General features: G+C 61.8%; 11 protein-coding genes. 5 read left to right on the top strand and 6 right to left on the bottom strand.

All coding sequences use genetic code 11. The annotated features are described in order from the left end of the window. Nucleotides 1-13: 13 nt before the first annotated feature. A complete protein-coding gene (gene gyrA, locus HBO11_RS19425; RefSeq protein WP_029298707.1) occupies nucleotides 14-2,668 on the bottom strand; it encodes a DNA gyrase subunit A in 2,655 nt (884 codons plus the stop codon). 424 nt (nucleotides 2,669-3,092) lie between these two features. Next, entirely contained in the window at nucleotides 3,093-4,169 is a 1,077-nt protein-coding gene (mtnA, locus tag HBO11_RS19420) for an S-methyl-5-thioribose-1-phosphate isomerase (RefSeq protein ID WP_169952752.1), read from the bottom strand. A 109-nt stretch (nucleotides 4,170-4,278) separates the two neighbouring features. On the opposite strand from mtnA, the gene HBO11_RS19415 reads away from it, so the two are divergent. The 5 genes from HBO11_RS19415 to HBO11_RS19395 all read left to right on the top strand — a co-directional run bounded on the left by HBO11_RS19415 (nucleotide 4,279) and on the right by HBO11_RS19395 (nucleotide 9,212). Further along, a complete protein-coding gene (locus HBO11_RS19415; RefSeq protein WP_169952754.1) occupies nucleotides 4,279-5,610 on the top strand; it encodes a TRZ/ATZ family hydrolase in 1,332 nt (443 codons plus the stop codon). Nucleotides 5,611-5,673: 63 nt separating this feature from the next. Beyond that, on the top strand, nucleotides 5,674-6,372 hold the full coding sequence (gene ubiG, locus HBO11_RS19410; RefSeq protein WP_003172645.1) for a bifunctional 2-polyprenyl-6-hydroxyphenol methylase/3-demethylubiquinol 3-O-methyltransferase UbiG: 699 nt from the start codon (nucleotides 5,674-5,676) through the stop codon (nucleotides 6,370-6,372). A gap of 4 nt (nucleotides 6,373-6,376) precedes the next feature. After that, complete coding sequence (gene mupP, locus HBO11_RS19405; RefSeq protein WP_169952756.1) at nucleotides 6,377-7,048, top strand: N-acetylmuramic acid 6-phosphate phosphatase MupP; 672 nt, start codon at nucleotides 6,377-6,379, stop codon at nucleotides 7,046-7,048. 138 nt (nucleotides 7,049-7,186) lie between these two features. Then, nucleotides 7,187-7,927 (top strand): YciK family oxidoreductase, encoded by a 741-nt coding sequence (locus HBO11_RS19400; protein WP_032863166.1) that lies wholly within the window; start codon nucleotides 7,187-7,189, stop codon nucleotides 7,925-7,927. 358 nt (nucleotides 7,928-8,285) lie between these two features. Then, nucleotides 8,286-9,212: a GGDEF domain-containing protein gene (locus tag HBO11_RS19395; protein WP_169952758.1), complete on the top strand. Its 927-nt coding sequence runs from the start codon at nucleotides 8,286-8,288 to the stop codon at nucleotides 9,210-9,212. A gap of 22 nt (nucleotides 9,213-9,234) precedes the next feature. Here HBO11_RS19395 and HBO11_RS19390 read toward each other — a convergent pair whose 3' ends face one another. The 4 genes from HBO11_RS19390 to HBO11_RS19375 all read right to left on the bottom strand — a co-directional run bounded on the left by HBO11_RS19390 (nucleotide 9,235) and on the right by HBO11_RS19375 (nucleotide 15,031). After that, nucleotides 9,235-10,026 (bottom strand): iron-containing redox enzyme family protein, encoded by a 792-nt coding sequence (locus HBO11_RS19390; protein ID WP_169952760.1) that lies wholly within the window; start codon nucleotides 10,024-10,026, stop codon nucleotides 9,235-9,237. A gap of 46 nt (nucleotides 10,027-10,072) precedes the next feature. Further along, a complete protein-coding gene (locus HBO11_RS19385) occupies nucleotides 10,073-12,535 on the bottom strand; it encodes an EAL domain-containing protein (protein ID WP_169952762.1) in 2,463 nt (820 codons plus the stop codon). Between the two features lie 95 nt (nucleotides 12,536-12,630). After that, on the bottom strand, nucleotides 12,631-14,436 hold the full coding sequence (locus tag HBO11_RS19380; protein WP_169952763.1) for an ABC transporter ATP-binding protein: 1,806 nt from the start codon (nucleotides 14,434-14,436) through the stop codon (nucleotides 12,631-12,633). Then, complete coding sequence (locus tag HBO11_RS19375; RefSeq protein ID WP_169952869.1) at nucleotides 14,429-15,031, bottom strand: DsbA family protein; 603 nt, start codon at nucleotides 15,029-15,031, stop codon at nucleotides 14,429-14,431. Before HBO11_RS19375 ends, HBO11_RS19380 begins: the two co-directional genes overlap by 8 nt. Between the last annotated feature and the right edge of the window lie 11 nt (nucleotides 15,032-15,042).

The following is a 15,042-nucleotide window of genomic DNA, read 5'->3' as shown; positions in this document are numbered from 1 at the left end:
CTTGGTTGTCCGCTTATTCCTGCGGTTCTTCCTCGTCTGCGGCAGCATCGAGGGTTGGCTCGTCGACGCTGTCATCGCCGGCTGCGATCACCTCGCCATCAAACTCCTCGCCTTCCAGCTCCTCGCCTTCGACTTCCGATGGCTCCTGGACACGCTCCAGACCCACCAGGGTCTCGTCGCTGGCCAGCTTGATCAAGGTCACGCCCTGGGTGTTACGGCCCAGGCTCGACACTTCATCAACCCGGGTACGCACCAGGGTGCCCTGGTCGGAAATCAGCATGATTTCCTCGCCATCCAGCACCTGCACCGCGCCGACCAGACGGCCGTTGCGATCGTTGCTGACCATGGCGATAACGCCCTGGCCGCCACGCTTGTACTCGGGGAACTCGCTGATGGCGGTGCGCTTGCCATAACCACGAGCCGAAGCAGTAAGGATCTGGCTGCCTTCTTCCGGGATCAGCATGGAAATCAGCTTCTGCCCTTCCGGCAGGCGCATGCCGCGCACACCACGGGCGGTACGCCCCATGGCACGTACGTCGGATTCCTTGAAGCGCGTCACCTTGCCACCGTCGGAGAACAGCATGACTTCACGCTCGCCATCGGTAATGGCGGCGGAAATCAGTACGTCGCCCTCGTCCAGCTCCAGGGCGATCAGGCCCACGCTGCGCTGGCGGCTGAAGGATTCCAGCGGGGTCTTCTTCACGGTGCCTTTGGCGGTGGCCATGAAGATGAAGTGACCCTCGGTGTATTCCTCGACCGGCAGCATGGTGGTGATGTATTCGTCGGTGTCCAGCGGCAACAGGTTGACCAGCGGACGACCACGGGCAGCGCGGGACGCTTCCGGGATCTCGTAGGTCTTGAGCCAGTACACCTTGCCTTTGCTGGAGAACAGCAGCAGCGTGGTGTGGCTGTTGGCTACCAGCAGGTGAGCGATGTAGTCCTCATCCTTGACGCCAGTCGCCGACTTGCCTTTACCACCACGACGCTGGGCCTGGTACGCAGCCAAAGGCTGGGTCTTGGCGTAGCCGCCGTGGGAAATGGTCACCACGCGCTCTTCTTCCGGGATCATGTCACCCAGGGTCAGGTCCAGGCGCGCATCGAGAATTTCGGTGCGGCGCACGTCGCCGTATTCGGCGCGGATCACTTCCAGTTCTTCGCGGATCACTTCCATCAGGCGCACGGCGCTATTGAGGATGCGGATCAGCTCGCCGATCTGGTTGAGGATCTCCTGGTACTCGGCCAGCAGCTTCTCGTGCTCCAGACCGGTCAGGCGGTGCAGGCGCAGTTCCAGGATGGCCTGGGCCTGTTCCGGCGACAGGAAGTACTTGCCATCGCGCAGGCCGTATTGCGGATCCAGGGTCTCCGGACGGCACGAATCGGCACCGGCACGTTCAACCATCGCCACGACGGCGCTGGATTCCCACGGCATCTTGATCAGTGCTTCCTTGGCTTCCGACGGGGTCGGCGAGGCCTTGATCAGGGCGATGACCGGGTCGATGTTCGACAGCGCAACCGCCTGGCCTTCCAGGATGTGCCCACGTTCACGGGCCTTGCGCAGCTCGAACACGGTACGGCGGGTCACCACTTCGCGACGGTGACGGACGAAGGCTTCCAGCAGATCCTTGAGGTTCAGGATGCGCGGGCGACCGTCGATCAAGGCCACGACGTTGATACCAAACACGCTTTGCAGCTGGGTCTGGGCGTAGAGGTTGTTGAGGATCACCTCAGGCACTTCGCCACGACGCAGCTCGATCACCACGCGCATACCGTCTTTGTCGGACTCGTCGCGCAGCTCGGTAATACCTTCGAGTTTCTTCTCTTTAACCAGCTCGGCGATCTTCTCGATCAGACGCGCCTTGTTCAGCTGGTAAGGCAGTTCGGTGATGACGATCTGCTGGCGGCCACCGACCTTGTCGATGTCTTCGATCATCGAGCGCGCACGCATGTAGATGCGGCCACGACCGGTGCGGTAGGCTTCGATGATGCCGGCACGACCATTGATGATCGCGGCGGTCGGGAAGTCCGGGCCAGGGATGTACTGCATCAGCTCATCGACGGTCAGCTCAGGGTTGTCGATGAGGGCCAGGCAACCGTCGATGACTTCACCGAGGTTGTGTGGCGGGATGTTGGTGGCCATGCCCACGGCGATACCGCTGGAGCCGTTGACCAACAGGTTGGGAATACGGGTCGGCATGACCGCCGGGATCATTTCGGTGCCGTCGTAGTTCGGCACCCAGTCCACGGTTTCCTTGTGCAGGTCGGCCAGCAGCTCGTGTGCCAGCTTGGTCATGCGCACTTCGGTGTATCGCATGGCCGCCGCGTTGTCGCCGTCCACCGAACCGAAGTTGCCCTGGCCGTCTACCAGCAGGTAGCGCAGGGAAAACGGCTGGGCCATCCGAACGATGGTGTCGTACACCGCAGTGTCGCCGTGAGGGTGATACTTACCGATCACGTCACCGACAACACGGGCAGATTTCTTGTACGGCTTGTTCCAGTCGTTACCCAGCTCGCTCATCGCGAACAGCACACGCCGGTGCACGGGCTTCAAGCCATCGCGCGCATCAGGCAGTGCCCGCCCGACAATTACGCTCATCGCGTAGTCGAGGTAGGACTGTTTCAGCTCGTCTTCGATATTGACCGGGAGGATTTCTTTGGCCAGTTCGCCCATGAGAAGCCTGATTCCTTTTTCGGGTGAAACCTCGTCACATCCATTTGGGACGAACGAAGCTCGCCGCCGCCGACATGATGCCTGGCAACGACTTACGACAAATCAACGAGTTATGACACGGATCTGCGCATTAAGGGCCGCCCCTTGGGGTGACCCTGGAAACCGCCGAATGGTATCACAATCGCCGCCACGCACCTATCCCCCAGATGCGCATGGAGCGTAGTAAGTTGACCGATGACAGGCTTGAGGGCGACGAGAGGGGCTCAGAGCTGAATCTAGGCTTGGATTTGCCTATGGAACCGAGGGTTTTGTTGGCTTTCGAAGCCCATCGCGGGCAAGCCCACTCCCACAGTTGATTTGCAAATGCATTCAACGTGTGGAACCACGCGTGCCCGAGATTGCAATCTGCCAGATATTACAGCCCTTAATGCAGACGCTTGCGACACATCAACTGGGCCAGCTTGGCCGCGTCCGGCCGCTCGACAATGCCTTTTTCGGTGACGATCACGTCGATCAGGTCCGCCGGCGTGACGTCAAACACCGGGTTAAAGGCTGCGACATCGGCGGCAAACCGCTGACCGGCGACCTCCAGCAGCTCGCCGGCATCCCGCTCTTCCAGGGCAACGTCATCGCCAGTGGCCATCATCAGGTCCAGCGTAGAGCTGGGGGCCACTACCATGAAGCGCACACCATGGTGCATGGCGCTTACCGCCAGTTGGTAAGTGCCGATCTTGCTGATCACATCGCCATTGGCCGCGATGCAGTCGGCGCCAACAATTACCCAGGTCACGCCTTTGGTCTTGAGGATATGCGCGCCGGCCGAGTCGGCATTCACCGTAACCGGGATGCCCTCGCTCGCCAGCTCCCAGGCAGTCAGCCGCGAGCCTTGCAACCAGGGGCGGGTTTCGTTGGCATAGACCTGCTCGACCATTCCTTCCAGAAACGCCGCGCGGATCACCCCCAGCGCCGTGCCCACGCCACCGCTAGCCAAGGCCCCGGCATTGCCGTGGGTGAGGATGGCCTGGGCATTGCCCTGGTGTTTGCGGATCAATTCGACGCCCAATTGCGCCATGGTCAGGTTGGCTTCACGGTCGCTTTCATGGATCGCGATAGCTTCGGCCTCCAGCACCGCCAACGGGTCGGCGTGCTTCTTGAGGCGGTCGAGGCGATCGCGCATGCGCTTGAGGGCCCAGAACAGGTTTGACGCTGTGGGCCGGGATTCGGCCAGCAGCGCGTAGTCCTCCTCCCATGCAGCCTGCCAGTCACCGCCCTCGGCAATCCGTGCACGGGCGGCCAGCACCAGGCCGTAGGCCGCGCTGATGCCAATGGCCGGCGCGCCGCGCACCACCATCATACGAATGGCTGCGGCCACTTCGTCGACCGACGAGCATATGACCCAGCTTTCCCGGGACGGCAGCGCACGCTGATCGAGCAGGTGCAGTGCGCCATCACGCCAATCGATGGCCCTCACTTTCTCCGCCGCCAACAGTCGATCGCGCATCCCTCACCCCGTACTCATCAACAAAAGCCGCGGATTATAGCGATCCGCCAGCCAGGACGCTCGGGTATACTTCGCCCTCTTTATATGACCGCCCCGGACGATGCCCGCTATGACGCCACCTGCCGCCCCGCTCGACTTACTGCTGCTGCCAAGCTGGCTGGTACCGGTCGAGCCTGCGGGCGTGGTGCTCAAGGCACATGGCCTGGGCATTCGCGATGGCCGCATCGCATTTATCGGCCCGCGCGCCCAGGCGCTGAAGCTGGCAGCCCACGAAGTACGCGAGCTGCCGGGGGTGCTGCTCAGCCCGGGCCTGGTGAATGCCCACGGCCATGCGGCGATGAGTCTGTTTCGCGGCCTGGCCGACGACCTGCCGCTGATGACCTGGCTGCAAAACCATATCTGGCCGGCCGAAGCCAAGTGGGTCGATGAAGCCTTCGTGCGCGACGGCACTGACCTGGCGATCGCCGAGCAGATCAAGGGCGGCATCAGTTGCTTCTCAGACATGTACTTCTTCCCCAAGGTCGCCAGCGAACGCGTGCACAACAGCGGTATGCGCGCGCAGATTGCGATGCCGATCCTCGACTTCCCGATCCCCGGCGCCGCCACCGCCGATGAGGCGATCCGCCAGGGCGTGGAGTTGTTTGGCGACCTCAAGCATCACCCACGGATCAAAATCGCCTTTGGCCCCCATGCGCCCTATACCGTCAGCGATGCGAACCTGGAAAAAGTCCGGGTGATCGCCGAGGAGCTGGACGCCGCCATTCATATGCATGTCCACGAGACGGCCTTTGAAGTGCAGCAGTCCATCGAGCAGTATGGCGAACGGCCCCTGGCCCGCCTCGCACGCCTGGGCTTGCTCGGCCCGCGGCTGCAGGCCGTTCATATGACCCAAATCAGCGAAGACGACCTGGCGTTGCTGGTAGAAAGCAACAGCAGCGTGATCCACTGCCCGGAATCCAACCTGAAACTGGCCAGTGGCTTCTGCCCGGTGGAACGTCTGTGGCAGGCCGGCGTCAATGTGGCAGTAGGCACCGACGGCGCGGCAAGCAACAATGACCTCGACCTGCTGGGTGAAACCCGCACCGCCGCGCTGCTGGCCAAGGCCGTTGCTGGCTCGGCCAGCGCCCTGGATGCCCATCGCGCGCTGCGCATGGCCACCCTCAACGGTGCGCGGGCCATGGGCCTGGAAACAGAAATCGGCTCGCTGGAAGTGGGCAAGGCCGCGGATATCGTAGCCTTCGACCTTTCTGGCCTGGCCCAGCAACCGATCTACGATCCGGTCTCGCAGCTTATATATGCCACCGGCCGCGATTGTGTGAAACACCTTTGGGTCGGCGGCAAGCAACTGCTCGACGACCGGCAACTGACCCGCATGGATGAACAGCAACTGAGCGCCACGGCCGCTGCCTGGGGCCGGCGCATCAGCGGACACCCAGAATAACGCCGCCCCCGGATCAGCCTTCCGGGCCAGGCACACCGTTTTATCGGATTTAGAGGACTACCCATGAGTAACGTCGACCACGCCGAAATCGCCAAATTCGAAGCCCTGGCTCACCGCTGGTGGGACCGCGAAAGCGAGTTCAAGCCGCTGCACGACATCAACCCGCTGCGGGTCAACTGGATCGACGAGCGCGTCAACCTGGCCGGCAAGAAGGTCCTCGACGTGGGCTGCGGTGGCGGCATTCTCAGCGAGGCCATGGCCCAGCGCGGCGCCACGGTGATGGGCATCGACATGGGCGAAGCGCCCCTGGCCGTGGCCCAGCTGCATCAGTTGGAGTCGGGCGTGAGCGTGGAGTACCGGCAGATCACCGCCGAAGCCCTGGCCGAGGAAATGCCCGAGCAGTTTGACGTAGTGACCTGCCTGGAAATGCTGGAGCACGTGCCCGACCCATCGTCGGTGATCCGCGCCTGCTTCCGCATGGTCAAGCCCGGCGGCCAAGTGTTCTTCTCCACCATCAACCGCAACCCCAAGGCCTACCTGTTCGCGATCATCGGCGCCGAATACATCATGAAGCTGCTGCCACGCGGCACCCATGACTTCAAGAAGTTCATCCGCCCTTCCGAACTGGGCGCCTGGAGCCGCCAGGCCGGGCTGACCGTCAAGGACATCATCGGCCTGACCTACAACCCACTGACCAAGCACTACAAGCTGGCCAGCGACGTCGACGTCAATTACATGATCCAGACCCTGCGAGAGGAATAAGCCTGTGAAGTTGAAAGCGGTTCTTTTCGACATGGACGGTACGCTGCTCGATACCGCGCCGGACTTTATCGCCATCTGCCAGGCCATGCGCACCGAGCGCGGGCTTGCGCCGATCAACGACCAGCATATCCGCGATGAAATTTCCGGCGGTGCCCGGGCCATGGTCGCCGTGACGTTTTCCATGGATCCGCAGTCCCCAGGCTTTGAAGAGCTGCGCCTGGAGTTCCTCGAACGCTACGTCAAGGGCTGCGCAATCCACAGCAAGTTGTTTGATGGCATGGCCGAACTGCTGGAAGACATCGAGCGTTCCAAGCTGATCTGGGGCGTAGTCACCAACAAGCCCCTGCGCTTTGCCGAGCCGATCATGGAACAACTGGGCCTGGCCCAGCGCTCGGCGCTGCTGATCTGCCCGGACCACGTAAAAAACAGCAAGCCCGACCCGGAGCCGCTGATCCTGGCCTGCAAGATGCTTGACCTGGACCCGGCCAGCGTACTGTTCGTGGGCGACGACCTGCGGGATATCGAGTCGGGCCGCGACGCTGGCACCCGTACTGCGGCCGTCACCTACGGCTACATCCACCCTGACGACAACGCCCGCAACTGGGGCGCCGACGTCGTGGTCGATCACCCGCTGGAACTGCGCAAGGTGCTCGATAGCGCACTCTGCAGCTGCTGACACTGAAACACTGAGATCAATGTGGGAGCTGGCTTGCCAGCGATAGCGGTGAATCAGTTGCCGACTTATTGACTGACACTGTGCTATCGCGAGCAAGCCCGCTCCCACATTCAGACTGAATTTTTGTTGAGGTCGATTATGTTTGATTACTCCGCACGCCCAGAATTGCTCAAGGACCGGGTCATCCTGGTCACCGGTGCCGGTCGCGGGATTGGTGCAGCGGCGGCCAAGACCTATGCCGCCCACGGTGCCACCGTACTGTTGCTGGGCAAGACCGAAGCCAACCTGGCCCAGGTCTACGATGAAATCGAAGCCGCCGGTCACCCGCAACCGGTGGTGATCCCGTTCAACCTGGAAACCGCCCTGCCCCATCAATACGATGAGCTGGCGGCAATGATTGAAAAAGAATTCGGTCATCTCGACGGGCTGCTGCACAACGCCTCGATCATCGGCCCACGCACCCCGATCGAACAGCTGTCGGGCGAGAATTTCATGCGGGTCATGCATATCAACGTCAACGCCATGTTCATGCTGACCGCCACCCTGCTGCCGCTGCTCAAGCTGTCCCAGGACGCTTCGGTGGTGTTCACCTCCAGCAGCGTCGGGCGCAAGGGCCGGGCCTACTGGGGCGCCTATGGTGTGTCGAAATTTGCCACCGAAGGCCTGATGCAAACCCTGGCCGACGAACTCGACACCGTCGCGGCAGTACGTGCCAACAGCATCAACCCCGGCGCCACCCGCACCAGCATGCGCGCCCAGGCCTATCCAGGGGAAAACCCGGCCAACAACCCGCTGCCGGAGGAGATCATGCCGGTGTACCTGTACCTGATGGGCCCGGATAGCTCGGGGATCAATGGGCAGGCGTTCGACGCGCAATAATCTTCGGACATGACACCACGCCATTGTGGGAGCGGGCTTGCCCGCGATGGCGCAGTGTCGGGCTCAATGGGCCTGCGCCAAATTCCCACCGCTCCCTTTCCTCAATAAATCCCATCCCCTTGTTTTATAAGCACTAAAAACTAATTGCACTAACTGGCACGGTTTTCGCTCCAATATGCTTAAGCAGGCAGCGCGACATCAAGACGTGCGGCATGGGATCAGGGGTTATAACCCCCGGCAAAGCGGACTAGACTGTTACCTAAGTTTTACGGAACTGAAGGAACAGTAAGACGCCCGCCAGTGGCCGCTCCCATCGAGCCTGTAAGACAGCATTCTGTGCTTAGAGACCTGCCCGTTTATGAAAACACCGACCCAGACCAACGCAATTGACTTCGATAGTGCCAAATTGCAACGCCTGGGCTTTGGCCAGCCTTCCCTTATCGCACGGCGCCCCATCAGCCTCGCGCAACTGCGCCAGCAGCTGAACCTGCAATTGCAGACCAGCCTGGAAGCCGAGCGGATCCTTGGCCTGTTCTTTCGCGAAGTGCAGCGCCTGGTGCCCCTGGACGCCCTGCAATACCGCCATGAAGCCAGCGACCTGCGCCTGGAATATGGCCAGCGCGGCCATCACTCCGTGAGCTATAGCCTCAGCCACCAGGGCGAGCATCTGGGAGAGCTGGTGTTTCGCCGCAACCAGCGTTTCAGCGAAGAAGAACAGGGCAACCTGGAGTCGCTGTTGGCCAGCCTGCTCTACCCGATGCGCAACGCCCTGCTGTATCGCACCGCGACCCGCAGCGCCCTGCGTGACCCGCTGACCGAGACCGGCAACCGCATCGCCATGGACCAGACCCTGGGCCGGGAGATCGAGATGGCCAAGCGGCACCTGCATCCGCTGTCCTTGCTGATGCTCGATATCGATCACTTCAAGCGCATCAACGACAGCCACGGCCACGCCACCGGCGACAAGGTGCTCAAGGCCGTCGCAGCCTCGATCAAGGGCCAGTTGCGCAATGTGGACATGGTGTTTCGGTTTGGCGGGGAAGAGTTCCTGATCCTGCTGTCCAACACCGGGCGCGATGCCGCGGCCATGGTGGGCGAACGCCTGCGCCAGGCAGCACAGGCCCAGGACTACTGGGCGGACACCACGCGTATCGAATTGACGGTGAGCCTGGGTTGCGCGACCTTGCTGGCAGGCGAGTCGGCCGAGAGCCTGCTGCGCCGGGCCGACAATGCCTTGTATGTGGCCAAGCGCGAAGGCCGCAACCGCCTGGCAATGGCGGGGTAAACGCTACCCCGCCCTGCCTGGGTCAGGCTTCGCTGGTCGCCAATACCTGGCGCTCGCGGGTCACTGGGGTTTTCTCCAACTGCATGCAGCGTTCCAGGAACAGGTACATGTAGTCGTAGCTCTTGCACACGGCCTGGCGCAACTCCACTTGCAACGCCTTGCTCGGGTTCATCCCCGCCAGGGTGCAGATGATTTCCAGTGCTTCCCACGGGTGGGCATCATCGTACTGGGCATGCATCTTCAGCCACTTCATGGCGCGCTTGCGATCTTCTTCGGGGAAAGCTGCGGCATACACGCCCGTCGAACACACCAGCGCAGACCACTCCCCAGTGGCCCCCTCGATGGCGTAGTTGGTGGCCGCAATCGCGACGATCAACGAGTCGGCCGAACTGGTGTGCCAGCACCAATGACTCAGTGCATGCAACTCGGGCGGTACGTTCTGCGCCTGCAACTCTTCCAGGCCAACACCATGGGCGCGCGCCCAATGCACCCAATAATCGGCATGGTTCAGTTCCACGCGAATATTGCGCATCAACCAACGTCGCGCCATATCCTCGCCGGGGTGACGGGCAAACTTGGTCTTGGTCAGGTTTTGTGCCATGTACAACGCGAACTGTTCCACCACTGGCCAGCCACCAATCAGGTAATGGCGCATGGTCTTGGCACTGAGCTTGTTATCGCGCATGCGCTGGTACAGTTCGTGTTCGACAACTCGGCGCTTGCTCTCGCTACAGTCCTGGATCAGTTGCTGAGCCCAGGCGGGGTAACTTGAGGCTTCCATAAGCGGGCCGGTTCTGCTGAATGTGTCGATCACTGTCGGGCTCCTTTTGATGTGTGATGTGTACAGACCAGCAGATGTTTCAGCGGAACGTGCCGGGCGCCCTGAACAACAGAGGCTGCGGGCGCGCAGGTCGACACTGCAAACTATCGAAGGTAAACAATTGCGGGCGTTCAATCAGGTAGCCCTGAGCGTAGTCCACGCCGATCTCGAGCAATGCCTGCTCGATGTGCGGCGTTTCGACAAACTCGGCAATAGTGCGCTTACCCATGACATGGCCGATGTGGTTGATCACTTCGACCATGGCGCGGTTAATCGGGTCGTCCAGCATATCCTTTACGAAACTTCCATCGATCTTCAGGAAGTCTACAGGTAAATGTTTGAGGTAGGCGAATGAGGACATCCCCGCACAAAAGTCATCCAGGGAGAAGCAACAACCCAAGGCCTTGAGCTCATTGATAAAACGAATCGCGCTGCCCAGGTTGGAAATTGCACTGGTTTCAGTGATTTCAAAACAGATCATCCCCGGCGGAATGCCGTAGGCGCTGAACTTCTCCCGCAAAAAGCGCAGGAAGTCGTCATCGCCGATGGTAATGCCCGACAGGTTGATCGCACACATCGCCATGGGCCTGCCCGGTCGCTCGACCATGCAGCGGGCAATCAGCTTGAACACGTTCTCCACCACCCAGCGGTCCAGGGAGGTCATCAACCCGTAACGCTCGGCGGCCGGGATAAAGCTGTCGGGCAAGATCATCCGCCCGGCCTCATCGTGCAGGCGCAGCAAAATCTCGATATGCCCGTTGCCCGCCTCGGTGTGGCCCAAGGGGGCGATTTCCTGGGCATACAGGCAAAAACGGTCCTCTTCCAGGGCCATGTGCAAGCGCTGGATCCAGGCCATTTCGCCAAAACGCAGGGACAATTCGGTATCATCGGCGTGATAGACCTGCACCCGGTTGCGTCCCTTCTCCTTGGCCATGTAGCAGGCCATATCGGCAGCACGCAACGAAGTTTCCAGGGTGGTCGGGGTGTGGGTGATATGCACCAGGCCGATACTGACCGTGGTGACAAACGGTCGGCCTTTCCAGACGAAGTGCAGGTTTTGCACGGTGTGACGCAGGCTCTCGGCGATTTTCTCGGCCACCGGCGCCGGGCAGTTCTCCAGCAGAATGCCAAACTCATCACCGCCCAGGCGGGCCAGGGTATCGCCTTCGCGCAGGTCCGATTGCAGCAGGGCGCAGATATGCCGCAGCAATTCATCGCCTGCCGCATGGCCACAGGTGTCGTTGACCAGTTTGAACTGGTCCAGGTCGAGGAACATTAAGGCATGCCGCGCCGACTGCTGGCGCCCGATGCCGTGTAGCACCTGCTCCAGGCGATACTCAAATTCGCGCCGGTTGGCCAGCCCGGTCAATGCATCATGGGTCGCCTGCCAGGACAGGTTGGCAATGTATTGGCGCTCCTGGGTCATGTCGTGCAACACCAGCACCGCCCCGCTGACCTTGCCAGCACTGCGGATCGGTGCGCCCACCAGGGTCACGGACACGGTACTGCCATCCAGGCGCTGGATCAGCTTGGAGTGCTCGCTGCCGCCACTGAGTTGGCCGTCAAGAATGTGATCGATCAGGGTAAACCCATCGGCCTGGGCGTGTTCATCCCGCAGATTGAACAGCGCGGCCAACGGCAAGCCCTGGGCCTGGGCCGCGTTCCAGTGGGTCAGGGATTCCGCCGCCGGGTTCATATAGGCGATCGCCCCGTCGACATCGGTGGTGATCACCCCATCGCCAATGGACTCCAGGGTGATCTGCGCCCGCTCCCTCTCCAGTTGCAAGGCATCGGCAAACGCGTGCCGCTGGGCCAAGAGCTTGCGGGTGCGCAGCAACGCCAGGGCGATCAGGCCGAGGGCGGTGGCCAGGTTGGTGGTCACCAGCAGGCGCAGAATCATCCTGGAGCCTTCGCCCAGGGCATCGCTGAAGGCCTTGGCCGCCGGTGTCACGCCATCGTTGATGGCGATAATCCGCTCTTTCCAGGCATGGATGTCGGCGCTGCTGACCCGATTGGCAATGATCCCCCTGTGCATCTCCTGCGCCAGGTCATCGAGTTGCACCAGGTAGCCATCACCGATGGTCCACAGTTCGATGGCTTTTTCCAGGTAGCTGAAATGGCGAAAGTTGAGATAGAGCCAGATCAGACTCGACACATCATCTGGATGGTTACCACCCTTGAGAATCCCCAGGCGCGCCGCCGCGAGGTCAGGGCTGGGGCGATCCAGGGCAACCCGCAACTCGTGCCCGCCCTGGGGCACCGCAATCGCATTCTGGTATTTGAGAAAGGTCGCCTGGTCGCGGTTGTCGGCGTATAGCGTCAGATAGTAGATGGCGTCTTTCTGGCCCTTGGACCACAGGCTCTCGCCCGCCACATAGCCGCGCACGGCCGACAGCATGTAGAGGCTGACGCAGCCCAGCAGTGCCTGAAACAGGACGACGGCAATAAAGGGCCAGACAATGCCCAGCAACCTTGGTGTTCCGAGAGTTCGCTTCTGCTTCATGAGGTCCCTTGCATCAGCACAGGCGAGTAAAAACTGCTCCTGACAGCACAGCCGAGGCCAAACGCGATCCCTCCAGGATCGGATACGGGATCGATTCAGCGAACTTGTTGCAAGTGTCCATAAAGCTTGGCGTACAAACCGCCATCGGCTATCAGTTGCTGGTGGTCGCCATCTTCGGCAATGTGTCCACCGTCAAACACCAATACCCTATCAGCCTGCTTCACCGCCGACAAACGGTGAGCAATGATCAGTGTAGTACGCCCACTGAGAAACCGCGCCAGCGCCTGGTGCAGGTTGTATTCGGTGGCCGCATCCAGGGCCGAGGTGGCTTCGTCGAGGATCACCACCTTTGGCTCGGCCAGTACCATTCGGGCAATCGCCAGGCGTTGGCGCTGGCCACCGGACAAGCGCACGCCAGAGCGCCCGACAATACTGTCCAGGCCCTGGGGCAACCCTTTGACCGTAGCCTCCAACTGGGCGATTTCTAGGGCCTGCCAACAGGCCTGGTCGCTGCGTTCGCGGCCCATGGTCAGGTTGGCGCGCACGGTATCGTTGAACAGTGCCGGGTGCTGCAGCACCACCGCGACATGCTCGCGGATGGTTTCCAGGCCAATCGCCTGCTGGGTCGCGCCGCCGAAGCGGATCGTGCCTGCCTGCGGGGTGTAGAGCCCCAACAGCAGTTGCACCAGGGTGCTTTTACCGCCGCCACTGGCGCCGACAATCGCCACCTTCTCGCCGGGAGCGATGGCCAGGTTCAGTTGGTTGAGCACCAGGTCTTCGCCGTAGCCAAAGTCCAGGCCCCGCACCTCGATACCCACGGTTTCGTGCCCGGTAAACGGATCCTCGCCCCCGGCATATTGCGGCTCGTCGGCGCGGGCCAGCAGTTCGTTGATGCGCGTCAGCGCGCCACCGGCAGCGTAGTAGGCGTATTGCAGGTTCAGCAGTTGCTCCACCGGGCCGATCATGAACCACAGGTAGCTGAACACCGCGAGCATCTGGCCGATGGACAGGTCGGAAAACAGCACGGTGAGCATTGCCGCCGCGCGAAAGATGTCGATACCAAACTGGAACAGCAGGCCACTGGCGCGGCTGGAGGCGTCGCTTTTCCATTGGGAGTTGATGGCAAAGTCGCGCACTTCCTGGGCACGCTGCCCCAGGCGCCCGAGGAAAAAGCCCTGGCGATTGCCGGCGCGCACTTCCTGGATCGCATCCAGGGTTTCCGTCAGCGCCTGGGTAAACCGCGAGGTGCTGTCGTTTTCCAGCTTCTTCAGGTGCTTGACCCGCTTGCCCAACTGCACCGTGGCATAGATCACCAACGGGTTGAACAGCAGGATCAACAGCGCCAGCTTCCAGTGCATCCACATCAGGATCCCGGAGGTGCCGACCAGGGTCAACGTGGCCACCAGGAACCGGCTCAAGGTTTCACCGACAAACTTGTCCACCGTGTCCAGGTCGGTGACCAGGTGCGTGGTCACGGTGCCGCCGCCCAGGCTTTCGTATTCGCTCAGGGAGATACGCTTGAGCCGTTCGATCAACCGCACACGGATGCGATAGACAATGTCCTTGGCCAGCCCGGCAAACAGGCGCGCCTGGACCACGTTGAACACCAGGGCCGCGCAACGCAGCACCAGGGTGATCAGCAGCATCAGGCCGATATAGCCGGCGGCCTGCTGCCAGGCTGCTGGCAACGCATGGTTCATCACTTTCAACGCGCCATCGCCATTGCCCAGCAGCACCTCGTCCACCAGCAGAGGCAGGAGCAAGGGAATCGGCACGCTGCACAGGGTCGCCAGAACGGCGACACCATTGGCGATCCACAGGGCTTTTTTATGGCGCAGGGCCAGGCGGCGGATTTCTGCCCAGGTCAGCCGATCAACCCGTGGCGTTGGCTGATCATGCACAGGCAGCTCGCTCCAGCCAGCGACCGAGCAAAGGTGCGAGCTCGGACAGCGGCTGGTAGCCGTTGGTCAACAAGGCCAACTGGCCATTGCGCTCGGCCAGCAAGGTGGGGAAGCCGGCAATGCCCAGATCCTGCACCCAGGTAAAATCGGCGGCCGTGGCTGCATGCTGCTCGGCACGGTCAAAGGCCTCGGCAAACTCGATACGCGGCACCCCGGCGGTCTCGGCCAGTTCCACCAGCACACTGGCGCGGGTCACATCGCGGCCCTCGACATAAAACGCCTGCTGGATCAGCCCGAGCAAGGTCCAGGCGCAATCCGGCGCCAGGCCGCGCGCGGTGACCAGGGCCCGGCAGGCCGGCTCCGTGTCATACACAAAGCCATCAGGCAAGGCGCCCTCCAGGCGGAACGGCTGGCCAGTGGCTTCAGTCACCGCCTGCCAGTGCTCCAGGATATAGCGCCGGGTGGCCGGCTCCAGCGCCGCGCCACTGCCGGTGCGCAAGCCGCCCACCACCAGGTGCAGCTCCACGCCCGCTGCCTGGGCCTGCTCAACCAGGGCCTTGGCCACCGGGGCAAAACCCCAGCACCAGGAACACATCGGGTCCATCA

The sequence above is a fragment of the Pseudomonas sp. WS 5010 genome (genome assembly GCF_012985565.1).
GTDB lineage: Bacteria > Pseudomonadota > Gammaproteobacteria > Pseudomonadales > Pseudomonadaceae > Aquipseudomonas.
This window is presented reverse-complemented; position numbering and strand designations above follow the sequence as displayed.